The following is a 10,973-nucleotide window of genomic DNA, read 5'->3' on the forward strand; positions in this document are numbered from 1 at the left end:
TCTGTCCAGTCTGTCCAGATTGGAGGCATTGATGAGCGTCTGGCAGCTGCAGGAGGCGAAGCAGCGCTTCAGCGAGGTCGTGCGCCGGGCGCACGCTGACGGCGGCGGTGGGGGAGTTCACCCACCACGTGCGCTCCCGCTTCGCCACGGGCTGGCGGGTCGGGGTCGGCCGCCCGCAGCGCGGCCCGGGTGGCGTGGTGACCTCGTACCGCGAGGCCGCCTCCGCCCTCGACCTCGCCGACCGGCTCGGGCTCACGATCGACGTGGTCAAGGCCGCGGACCTGCTGGTCTTCCCCGTCCTGCTGCGCGACCGGGCCGCGATGGAGGACCTCGTGACCAGCGTGCTGAGCCCCCTGCTGACCGCGCGCGGCGGGCACGGGCCGCTGCTGGAGACGCTGGAGGCGGTCTTCGCCGCTCAGGGCAACCAGACGGCCGCCGCGCGCCGGCTCGGCATCAGCACCCGTGCCGTCACCTACCGCCTCGAACGGGTGCGCCGCCTCACGGGCTTCTCCCCGGACGACCCCACGCAGCGCTTCACCCTGGAGACGGCCGTCCTGGGGGCGCGTCTGCTGGAGTGGCCGTGGGCCTGAACGGGCCGCCCGTCGCCTGTCTCACCTGTCGATCGCCAGGCGCAGACCGAAGCCCACGATGACCACGCCCGTGACCCGGTCGAGCACCCGCCTGACCCGGGCCGTGCGCAGCACTCCGCTCATCAGCGTCGCCAACCCGATGAGCACGGTGCTCCACGCCAGGCCCTCGGCCACGTGCACGCCGGCCAGCAGCAGGCCCATGACGGCGTGCGGGGCGTCATCGGGGATGAACTGCGGCAGCATCGCCACGTAGAAGGCGCCCACCTTGGGGTTGAGCAGGTTCGTGACCAGCCCGCGCCGGAACCCGGTGCGGAAGCGGGTCTCCTGCCGCCCCTCCTTCTCGGGCGCCGCCTGCTCGGCGCCCCTGGTGAGCAGCATGCGCACCCCCATCCACACCAGGTACGCGGCGCCGGCCCAGCGCAGCACGTCGTACGCGAGCTGGGAGGCCGCGAGCAGCGCGGACAGCCCGGCCGCGGTGAGCCCGCCCCAGAGGAGCGTGCCGAGCTGGACGCCCAGCACGACGCCCCAGGCCGGGCGGCGCCCGGCCACCACAGAGGTCCGCAGGATGAGCGCCGTGTCGAGCCCCGGCGTCACCGTGAGCAGGGCGACGACCACGGCGAACGACGCGACGGAGGCACCGATGTCCATGGTGTCGAACCCTACCGAAGCATCTCGAACGGAGCGGATCACCCTCCCCGCGGAGCATTTGGACGTCGCTGACGCTCTACGCCAACGTCCGCGCGGAGCAGACGCACACACGCAGCATGCTGATCGGCATGTTCGGCATCGCCGTCATGGCGGCCGCGGCGCCCGACGTCGCGCACGAGATCGCCGGCGTCGGCACGCACGACGGCTGGTTCATCGCCGCCTACATCGCCTGCCGCATCAGCGTCTCCAAGTCCCTGCAGGCCGCGGGCACGGTCATGACGGCCTGGCCGGCGGCCCAGCTCGGGGCCGGGCTGGCGCCGTGGTTCGTATCGACCTGGCTGGAGCCGCCGGGCCGTTACGTCATGTGGGGGCTCGGCGTCGTGCTGGACGTGGCCTTCTCGGTGCTGCAGAGCCGCAGGCCGGAGCGGTTCGTCGACGAGATGCGGAAGCAGGCCGAGCGCCTGGAGCAGCGGGAGCGGCGCAGGCCGGCCGTGGGACGCACCAAGCGCCGGGTCCGGACCGCCGTCCCGGGCGCCGGCGAACGCGGGCTCAAGCCGTACATCGCGCTGCCCGCGCACTTCGCGATGACGGCGGGCATCACCGCGACCGCTGCTCCTCTTCGCCCTGTGGCGCGTGGCCTACCGCCCCCGCGGCGGCGCCGCGGAGGCGGCCTCACCGGCCTGACCGTTACGGGATGAGCAGCAGCTTGCCCGTGGTGCGGCGGGACGTCAGGTCCTCGTGGGCCCGCGCCGCCTCCGCCAGCGGGTAGCGCGCGGAGACGTTGACGCGCAGCCGTCCCGTGCGGATCCATTCGAACAGGTCGGAGGCGCGCTGGAGCAGCTCCTCCCGCTCCGCGATGTGGTGGACCAGGGTGGGACGGGTCAAGAACAGGGAGCCGTTCTGCGACAGGACCTGCGGGTCCAGGGGCGGGACCGGTCCGCTGGCCGCGCCGTACAGGGCCATGAGCCCGCGGGGGCGCAGCGCCTTCAGCCCGCCGTCGAACGTCGTGGCGCCCACCCCGTCGTACACCACGTGCATCCGGCCGCTCAGCGCCTCGGCGAAGTCGTCGTAGCGCAGCACCTCGTCGGCCCCCGCCTCGCGGGCCAGCTTCTCCTTCTCGGGCGTGGACACGGTGCCGTACACGTTGGCGCCCCTGAGCTTGGCGAGCTGCGTGAGGAGCTGCCCCATGCCGCCGGCCGCGGCGTGCACGAGCACGTCGTCGCCCTCGCGCACCGCGTACGTCGAGTGGGTGAGGTAGTGGGCCGTCATGCCCTGGAGCATCACGGCGGCGGCCAGCTCGGCGCTCACGCCCTCGGGCACCGGCACCACCCGGCCGGCCGGCACCACGGCCTTCTCGGCGTAGCTGCCGAGCACGCTCGCCCACGCCACGGTGTCGCCCACGGCGACGTCGCGCACGCCCGCGCCGACGGCGGACACGACGCCCGCGCCCTCGGAGCCGATCGTGCGGGGCAGCTCCAGCGGGTACGCGCCCGAGCGGTGGTAGACGTCGATGTAGTTGACCCCGCTCGCCGCGACGTCCACCACCACCTCGCCCTCGCCCGGCTCGGGGTCGGGACGTTCGACGTATTCGAGAACCTCTGGCCCGCCGTTGGCGGAGATGACTATGGCACGCATGCCCCTAGACAACCTCGGAATCCGGCGTTCGATTCCACCGGGAGTCGCCCGCGGCCCTGACCTCGCGATCTTCCCGGCGGGTCACGGGATCTCGACCCGGGCAAGGGCGCCCGCTTCGAGGGCCACCCAGATGGCGCCGTCAGGCCCGATCGTCAGGCCATGCGGCTCGGCGCGAACGGTACGGACGTCCGCCCCCGTATCCCCCTGCCCGCCCGCCCCCACCGACGCGGACGACGAGGCGGTAGATGAGGACGGCGAGGCCGGCAGGGGGAGGGGCGGCAGGGCGTACTCGTCCACCTTGCCCTCCGGAGTGATGCGGCCGAGGCGGTCCGCGGCCCACTCGGTGAACCACAGAGCCCCGTCCGGCCCCGAGACGATGGCGTGCGGACGGCAGGCGCTGTCGGGCAGCGGGAACTCCGTGACCTCACCCGCCACGGTGATGCGCCCGATCTGCCCGGCGCCGATCTCCACGAACCACAGCGCCCCGTCCGGCCCGGCCGTGATGCCCACGGGCGCGGCTCCGGACGTGGGCAGCCGGTGGACCGTCATCTCCCCGTCGAGCGCCACCCGGCAGATGGCGTCGCCCTGGTTGAGCGTGAACCACAGGGCGTCGTCCGGCCCAGCGGCGATCGCCGAGGGCATGCCGCCCTTCACCGGCACCTCGAACTCGGTCACCGTACCGTCGCCGGCGATCCGCCCGACGCGGTCGGCCTGCAACTGGGTGAACCACATCGCCCCGTCCGGTCCGGCCGCGATGCCGTACGGCGCGCCGACCTCGAAGGACGTCACCTCGCCCGTCTCCGTGACGCGCCCGACCCGGCCGCCCTGGAACTCGGTGAACCACATCGCCCCGTCGGGGCCCGGCGTGATCACGGTCGGTCCGCCGTCGGCCGGGTCGAGGCGGTGGACGACCGGTTCCTCGCCGGGTACGAGCCTGCCCACCATGCCCTGATGGACCAGCGTGAACCACAGCGCCCCGTCGGGGCCGGTCGCGACGCCGTACGGGGCGCCCTGCGGGATCATGGTCAGTGACATACGTGTCCTCCTGAGACTTCCAGCCGCGTCCCCCGGAATCGTTCCCGCAGGGCGCGGTCGTGCGTGACCACCACGAGGCTGCCCGTGAAGTGGCCGAGTGCCTGTTCGAGTTCCTCGGCCAGTTCAGGGGACAGGTGGTTGGTCGGTTCGTCCAGCAGCGGCACCTCGTGCTCCTCGGCGACCAGCCGGGCCGGCGCCGGCCCGCGCTGCTGGCCGGCGGACAGCGCGCCCACCCTGAGGTCGAGCGTCTCCGCCCGCCCGCAGCAGCGTGGACTCGCCCGAGCCGTTCTCGCCCACGATGCCCAGGCGCTCGCCCGGCCGGACGGACATGGACACGCCGGACGGGATCCTGCGGTGGCCGTAGGACTTGGTGATCTCTCGAAGCAGGATGGTCAGGATGGAGCTCCAATCGCAACGGGTGTAGCTTTAGTGTGGCAGAGGCGAGGGCTTAAAGCAACAGGAGTTGTCTTTGGAAGTGACCAAACGGCCCGGTGGCCGGAGCGCGCGGGTCCGTGACGCGGTGCGGAAGGCCACGCTCGCGGAGCTGGCCGAGCACGGGTTCCGCGGCCTGACCGTGGAGAACGTGGCGGAGCGGTCCGGCGTCCACAAGACGACCGTCTACCGGCGATGGGGCAATGTCGAAGGGCTCATCGCCGACGCGCTGGAGCTGGCCGCCGGCGAGCCGTGGCCGATCCCCGACACGGGCACGGTCGAAGGTGACCTGCGCGGGGTCGTGGAGCTGGTGCGCAGCGGGTTCGAGGATCCGGAGCTGGGGCCCGTCTCGTCGGCGTTCGTGGCGGCGGCCATGCAGAGCCCCGAGGCCGCGCGGGCGCTGCACGCGTTCTTCGAGGCCCGCCACGACCAGTCGGCCCAGGTCGTACGGCGGGGCGTGGAGCGCGGCGAACTGCCCGTCACGGTCGACGCCCGCGAGGTGATCCGCGTCGCGGTGGCGCCCGTCTACTACCGGCTGTTCGTCGCCCACGAGTCGGTGAGCCGGCGAGACGCCGACCGGGCCGCCGACGCCGCCCTGGCCGCCGCCCGCGCCGGAGTCCTGTGACAGGAGCCGTCGGCGAACCGGAACGGGGTCAGGTCTGCATCTGGCCGCGGAGTTCGAAGTCGTCGAACGACATCCTCAGCACCGAGTCGTCCCCCTTGGGCGTGCGGGCGAACAGCCCCACGTACCCGTTGCCGAGCCCGCTCGGGTCGTCCACCTGCTGGACCTGCTCGCCGTTGACCCACATCGTCAGCCGGACCCCGCTCCCACGCTGCTCGCACGACGCCTCGATCCGGGCAGCCTTGCCCGGCAGGCCGCCGACCTTGACGGGCTGCGTCAGCGTGCCGCCCGAGCCGTCCAGGACGCGCCGGATGCGGGCCTGCCCCTTCGTGTCCAGGCCGAACTCGTACGACGTCGAGTCGTCGGCCGAGCGGCAGTACACCCCGTACTCGCCGCCACCCACGACCTGCCTGACCTGGGCGGTGACGCCGACGACCACGCTCATGGGCATCATCGGCGTCGGCGTGCTGGACGGCAGCGGCGCGCCCGTGGGCGAGGCGATGAGGTACGACGTGGGCGCCTTGATCCGGCGCTCCTCGTAGGTGTCCTCCACGTCGATCCCGAACGTGCCGTCGGTCCGGTAGCCGTAGGACGCGGTCTCGTCGGAGTCGTAGGTGCCGCCCCAGCCGCCGGAGGTCTGGGTGAAGTCCTCCTGGAGCAGCACCGGGCCCTCGGGTGGACTGCCGGACGAGAGCAGCGCCCATCCCGTGAGGCCCGCACCGGCGAGCGCGACCGCGCCGGCGGCGATCCCGGCCACCAGCCGCCACCTCGCCGTCCTGCGCCCGCCCGAAGGCCCGCCGCCGTAGGGAGCCCCGGAGTACGTGGTTCCGGAGCCGCCGTAGGGAACACCGGGGGCGCCCGGCTGGGTGAACGGCGTCGTCCCCGGCTGCTGCCAGCTCAGCTGCACCGTCCGCGCCGCCTGCTCCGGCGCCGCCGAGCGCCCCACCAGGTGGTCGAGGAGCTGCTGCGCCGTCGGCCGGGCCGCCGGGTCCTTGCGCAGGGCCGCGGCGACCAGCTCGCGCAGCCCCGGATCCACCTGGCTCAGGTCGGGCTCGGTGTTGAGCACCTGGTAGACGATCGCCGGCAGCGTCTCGCCGCCGAACGGGGCCCTGCCGCTGGCGGCGTACGCCACGAGGCAGCCCCACGAGAACACGTCGCACGCCGCCGACACCGGGTCGCCTCGCAGCACCTCGGGCGCCATGTAGCGCGGCGTGCCGACGATCTCGCCGGTGCCCGTGACCCCGCCGAGCGTGTCGAGCGCCCGCGCGATGCCGAAGTCGATCACCCGGGGGCCGACGGGCGACAGCAGCACGTTGGACGGCTTGAGGTCGCGGTGGACCACCCCGGCCCCGTGGATGGCGGTGAGGGCGGTGGCCACGCTCACCGCCAGCGCGTCGAGGCTGGACCCGCGCAGCGGCCCGGACTGCTCGACGGCCTGCTCCAGGTTGGGGCCGGGCACGTACTCGGTGACGACGTAGAGGAGCTGGCCGTCGAGGTCCGCCTCCAGCACTGCGGCGGTGCAGAACCTGCGCACCCGCCTGGCGGCGTCCGCCTCCCTGCGGAAGCGCATGCGGAACTGGTCGTGCTGGCTGAACTCAGGGTTGATCACCTTGATGGCGACGCGCTGACCCGCGGTGTCCTCGGCGAGGTGCACCGTGCCCATCCCGCCCCTGCCCAGCACGCTCAGCAACCTGTAGCGCCCGATGTGGGAGGTTTCACCGCTCACGGCGGGTTAGCTTACCGATATCGGCCTCGTCCGGGTGGGCCGACACGGCTCCCAAGGCCGGCCGGCTGTCCCGCACCGGCCGAGCACGCGTGAGTGACTTGCGCTCCGCGCCGCAAAGAACATATGTTCGATATGTAAGAACACCCGCCTTCCCCCGGGTGGCTGGACACAGTCGACAAAGCCGCGGGGAGAGGCGTCTTGAGCAGACTCTATGGCGATCCGATCGAGGTGTGGACTCGCGACGGCGAGCCCAGCCAGTTCGTCTGGCGCGACCGGCTCTACCTCGTGCGCGGCGTCCTCGACCACTGGGTGGTGGCGCGCGAGTGGTGGAAGGTCCGGGAGGGCGATCCCGGTGAGCGCCAGTTCTGGCGGGTCGAGGCCAGTCCGGGGCGCGAGGCCGGCTCGTACGAGCTGAGGTTCGACACCGCCAGCGGCGGCTGGCTGCTCATGAGGGCGTGGGACTGATGGCCGCGCCGTTCCCGCACCTCAACGTGGCCTCCGCCTACTCGATGCGGTACGGCACCGCGTTCCCGCGCGAGCTGGCGCGGCGGGCCGCCGACGACGGCATGGACATCCTCGCCCTGACCGACCGCGACGGTCTGTACGGCGCGGTCAAGCACGCCCAGGCGTGCGCGGACGCGGGGATCGGACCGGTCTTCGGCGTCAGCCTCGCCCTCGCCGAACCCGGCGGCGCCCTCGGCGACACACTCGACGACGCATGGGGCGGCGCGCTGGACGGCCTCGAACCCCCGGGACGCCCGGCCCGTGAACGGCATCGCCCCCGCACCGGGGCCGACGCCGAGGACCGGATCACCGTGCTGGCCCGTTCGGGCGGCTGGTCCCGCCTCGTCCGGCTGGTCACCGACGCCCACTACGCGGGCGAGCGCGGCGAGCCCCGCGTGACCCGCGAGATGGTGGCCGCGTGGGCCGGCCCCGGCGACACCCCCGACGACGGGCTGGTGGTGCTGCTCGGCCCGCGGTCCGACGTGGGGCGGGCGATGGCCGCGCGCCGCGACGACCGGGCCCGGGCGCTGCTCGCCCTGTGGCGCTCCATGGTGCCCGGGGTGGTGGTCGAGCTGGTCGACCAGTACGGCTTCCGCGACGCCATCACCGCCGTCCACATGCTCGCCCTGGCCGAGTCCGCCGGCGTGCCCGCCGTGCTCACCAACGCCGTCAGGTACCTCGACCCGGACGACCACCAGGTGGGCGACGTGCTCGACGCGGCCCGCCAGCTCGTCCCCCTGCACCCGCGCCATCTGGAACGCACCACCTCCCACGCCTACCTCAAGGGCTCCAAGGACATGGCCCGGGTGGCCGCCAAGATCTGCGGCTCCGACACGCGCCGGGTCGCCGCCCTGCTGCGCGCCACCCGGAGGGTCGCGGAGGAGTGCGTGATGGACCCGGGCGAGCTGCTCGCGCTGCGCGGCGACCCGCCCGCCCTGCACCTGCCCGAGATCGGCGCCGACCCGGTGCCGCTGCTGCGCCGCCGGGTGGAGGACGGGATGGCCGCGCGCGGCCTGGCCCGCTCGCGCGAGGCGGGGGAGCGGCTGCGGGAGGAGATGGCCATCATCGAGCGCAAGCGCCTGTCCGGCTACTTCATCGCCGTGTCCGACATCACCGACATGATCCGGGGCATGGGCGTCCGGTGCGCCATCCGCGGCTCCGGCGCGGGCAGCCTGGTCAACTACCTCATCGGCATCGGCGAGGTGAACCCCCTGCACCACGGCCTGCTCATGGAGCGCTTCCTGTCGGAGGGCCGCGTCGGGCTGCCCGACATCGACGTCGACGTGGAGTCCGCGCGCCGGCTCGACTGCTACAAGGCCATCTTCGACAGGTACGGCGAGGCGCGCGTGGCCTGCGTGTCCATGATGGAGACCTACCGGGCCCGCAGCGCGATCCGCGACGTGGCGGGCGCGATGGGGCTGCCCCCGTACGAGATCGACGCGATCGCCAAGGCGTTCCCGCACATCCGGGCCAAGCAGATCACCGCGTCGCTGAGCGACCTGCCCGAGCTGCGCGACAGCAGGCTGGGGGAGGCGGGGCTGGACCGGGTGTTCAAGCTGGCCGAGAAGCTCGACGGGCTGCCCCGGCACATCGCGCTCCACCCGTGCGGGGTGCTGATCGGCAACGCCGGGCTGCGTGACCGCACGCCGGTGGAGCGCAGCCTGCTGGGGTTCCCGATGTCGCAGTTCGACAAGGAGGACGTGGAGGAGGCGGGGCTGCTCAAGCTGGACGTTCTGGGCGTGCGCATGCAGTCGGCGATGGCGTACGCGCTGGGCGAGATCGAGCGCGTTGACGGCGTCACGGTCCGGCTGGACGAGCAGAGCGCCCCCGCGGAGGAGCGGGAGCCCCGGGACGCGGAGGTGCGGTACGTGCCGCACGACGACCAGGACACCTACGACATGATCTGCGCCGCCCGCACCCTGGGCTGCTTCCAGATCGAGTCGCCCGGCCAGCGCGAGCTGGTCGCCAAGCTGGAGCCGCGCGCGATGCACGACCTGATCGTGGACATCTCGCTGTTCCGGCCGGGGCCGGTGAACTCCGACATGGTCACCCCGTACCTGGAGGCCAGGCACGGGTGGCGGGCGGCGTACTACCCGCACGAGCGGCTGCGCGAGCCGTTGAAGGAGACGCACGGCGTCGTGGTCTTCCACGAGCAGGTGCTCAAGGTCATCGCGGCGATGACCGGCCGCGACCTGTCGTTCGCCGAGATGCTGCGGCGCTCGCTGGGCACGCCCGAGGGGCGGGAGCTGGTCCGCAAGACGTTCATGCCGATGGCCAGGGCGAACGGGTTCGACGACGCGACCGTGGAGCGGGCCTGGAAGGTGCTCGACGCGTTCGGCGGGTTCGGGTTCTGCAAGGCGCACGCGGCGGCGTTCGCGCTGCCCACGTACCAGTCGGCCTGGCTCAAGCGGCACCACGCGGCGGCGTTCTTCGCGGGGGTGCTCACGCACGAGCCCGGCATGTACCCGCAGCGGGTCATCATCGACGAGGCCCGGCAGTGCGGGGTCGCCATCCTGCCGCTCGACGTGAACAGGTCGGGCCGCGACTGGCGGGTGGAGCGCCTCGGGCCGCGCCCGCCGCTGCGGCTCCAGGTCCCGGCCGGCGCCCTGGACGGGGACGCCCCCGCGGAGAAGCCCCGGCGCGTCCCCTTCAAGGCCGAGGAACTGGGCAAGGGGTACGCGCTGCGGGTGCCGTTCTCGGCGGTCAAGGGGGTGAGCGAGGCGGAGGTGGACCGCATGGTCGCGGGCCAGCCGTACACGTCGCTCGCGGACTTCTGGGACCGCGCCCGGCCGTCGCGGCCGATCATGGAGCGGATCGTGCAGGTGGGCGGGATGGACGCGCTGCACGGCCTGAGCCCGGGCGGGCCGGGCGGGCGCTGGCGGCCCGGCCGCCTGACCCGCCGCGACCTCGTCGCCCAGGTGGGCGCCCTGGAACGCGCCTCCGCCGGCGTGGGGCACGCCACCGCCGGCCGTTCCCGGCGCTACGCCCCGGCCGGGGCCGCCCCTCCGGGCGGCGGGCACGAGGGTGAGGCGGCGGCCGTGCAGCTTCCGCTGGGGTTCGGCGAGCACGTGCCGCCGGGTGAGCTGCCCGAGATGACCGAGGCCGAGATGGTGGAGGCCGAGCTGGAGATCCTCGGCATCGACGTCTCGCGCCACGTGATCAGCTTCCACGACGAGCTGCTCGACGCGCTCGGCGTGGTGCGCTCCAAGGAACTGCTGCGGCAGCGCAACGGCGCCGAGGTGCTGGTCGCGGGCGTCAAGGTGGCCACGCAGACGCCGGCGGTGCGCTCGGGGCAGCGGGTCATCTTCACCACGCTCGACGACTCGACGGGACCGGTCGACCTGACGTTCTTCGAGTCGGTGCAGGGCAGGTGCGCGGCCACGGTGTTCGGGGCGTGGCTGCTGGTGGCCAAGGGCGTGGTCCGACGCACGGGCACGCGGGCGGTCTCGCTGCGCGCGGTGGACTGCTGGAGCCTGGCCGACCTCGACCGGGTGTGGCGCTCGGAGGGGATCGAGGCGGTCCGGGCGCTGATGGCCCGTGAGGCGGAGCCGCGGGGCGGCGTCGGCGGCCGGCCGATCGAGTACGCCAACGGCTTCAGGCTCTCGCCGTACTCCGATCTCGGCCCGGCGGTCACGTCGCCGCCGCGCCGGCTGTGGCACGCGAGCCCGGGCAGCTCCGGCCCGACGGCGGAGGACGCGGTGCAGGACACGTACCTGCGCTGGCATGCTGCGGACCGGGAACGGATCGAGACGCCCGAGGCGTGGCTGACCAAGGTGCTCAC

At 73.4% G+C, this 10,973-nt stretch carries 11 protein-coding genes; 5 read left to right on the forward strand and 6 right to left on the reverse strand.

Annotation, left to right across the window (positions count from 1 at the left end):
* The first annotated feature begins 107 nt into the window (after positions 1–107).
* Positions 108–590, forward strand: a complete 483-nt coding sequence (locus AB0H81_RS40785) for a helix-turn-helix domain-containing protein (protein ID WP_358386577.1) — start codon at positions 108–110, stop codon at positions 588–590.
* 21 nt (positions 591–611) lie between these two features.
* On the opposite strand, the gene AB0H81_RS40790 is transcribed toward AB0H81_RS40785, so the two are convergent.
* On the reverse strand, positions 612–1,238 hold the full coding sequence (locus tag AB0H81_RS40790; RefSeq protein WP_358386580.1) for a LysE family translocator: 627 nt from the start codon (positions 1,236–1,238) through the stop codon (positions 612–614).
* Between the two features lie 68 nt (positions 1,239–1,306).
* On the opposite strand from AB0H81_RS40790, the gene AB0H81_RS40795 reads away from it, so the two are divergent.
* Positions 1,307–1,936 carry a low temperature requirement protein A gene (locus tag AB0H81_RS40795; RefSeq protein ID WP_358386599.1) on the forward strand — a complete coding sequence of 210 codons (630 nt, stop codon included), beginning with the start codon at positions 1,307–1,309 and terminating at the stop codon, positions 1,934–1,936.
* Here the strand turns inward: AB0H81_RS40795 and AB0H81_RS40800 are convergent.
* The 4 genes from AB0H81_RS40800 to AB0H81_RS40815 all read right to left on the reverse strand — a co-directional run bounded on the left by AB0H81_RS40800 (position 1,926) and on the right by AB0H81_RS40815 (position 4,238).
* Positions 1,926–2,873, reverse strand: a complete 948-nt coding sequence (locus AB0H81_RS40800; protein ID WP_358386582.1) for a quinone oxidoreductase — start codon at positions 2,871–2,873, stop codon at positions 1,926–1,928. The genes AB0H81_RS40795 and AB0H81_RS40800 overlap by 11 nt on opposite strands.
* 81 nt (positions 2,874–2,954) lie before the next feature.
* Positions 2,955–3,908 carry a virginiamycin B lyase gene (locus AB0H81_RS40805; RefSeq protein WP_358386585.1) on the reverse strand — a complete coding sequence of 318 codons (954 nt, stop codon included), beginning with the start codon at positions 3,906–3,908 and terminating at the stop codon, positions 2,955–2,957.
* Positions 3,899–4,072 (reverse strand): hypothetical protein, encoded by a 174-nt coding sequence (locus AB0H81_RS40810; RefSeq protein ID WP_358386588.1) that lies wholly within the window; start codon positions 4,070–4,072, stop codon positions 3,899–3,901. The genes AB0H81_RS40805 and AB0H81_RS40810 overlap by 10 nt, the downstream gene beginning before the upstream one ends.
* The gene (locus AB0H81_RS40815; RefSeq protein WP_358386602.1) at positions 4,032–4,238 is read right to left on the reverse strand and encodes an ATP-binding cassette domain-containing protein; all 207 of its coding nucleotides are present in this window, start codon (positions 4,236–4,238) and stop codon (positions 4,032–4,034) included. Before AB0H81_RS40815 ends, AB0H81_RS40810 begins: the two co-directional genes overlap by 41 nt.
* A 139-nt stretch (positions 4,239–4,377) precedes the next feature.
* Between AB0H81_RS40815 and AB0H81_RS40820 the strand changes: the two genes are divergently transcribed.
* Positions 4,378–4,965: a TetR/AcrR family transcriptional regulator gene (locus AB0H81_RS40820; RefSeq protein WP_358386590.1), complete on the forward strand. Its 588-nt coding sequence runs from the start codon at positions 4,378–4,380 to the stop codon at positions 4,963–4,965.
* A 28-nt stretch (positions 4,966–4,993) separates the two neighbouring features.
* Here the strand turns inward: AB0H81_RS40820 and AB0H81_RS40825 are convergent, their stop codons facing one another.
* The gene (locus tag AB0H81_RS40825) at positions 4,994–6,688 is read right to left on the reverse strand and encodes a serine/threonine-protein kinase (protein WP_358386593.1); all 1,695 of its coding nucleotides are present in this window, start codon (positions 6,686–6,688) and stop codon (positions 4,994–4,996) included.
* Positions 6,689–6,886: 198 nt separating this feature from the next.
* Here AB0H81_RS40825 and AB0H81_RS40830 point away from each other — a divergent pair, with 198 nt between their 5' ends.
* Both AB0H81_RS40830 and dnaE read left to right on the forward strand, forming a co-directional pair.
* Positions 6,887–7,153, forward strand: coding sequence for a DUF6504 family protein (locus tag AB0H81_RS40830; protein ID WP_358386596.1), 267 nt, complete (start codon positions 6,887–6,889; stop codon positions 7,151–7,153).
* Positions 7,153–10,973 (forward strand): DNA polymerase III subunit alpha (dnaE, locus tag AB0H81_RS40835; RefSeq protein WP_358386604.1); only part of this gene is annotated, 3,821 nt, incomplete at its 3' end. The genes AB0H81_RS40830 and dnaE, both read left to right, overlap by 1 nt.

Source organism: Nonomuraea sp. NPDC050691 (assembly GCF_040654455.1).
Taxonomy (GTDB): Bacteria; Actinomycetota; Actinomycetes; order Streptosporangiales; family Streptosporangiaceae; genus Nonomuraea.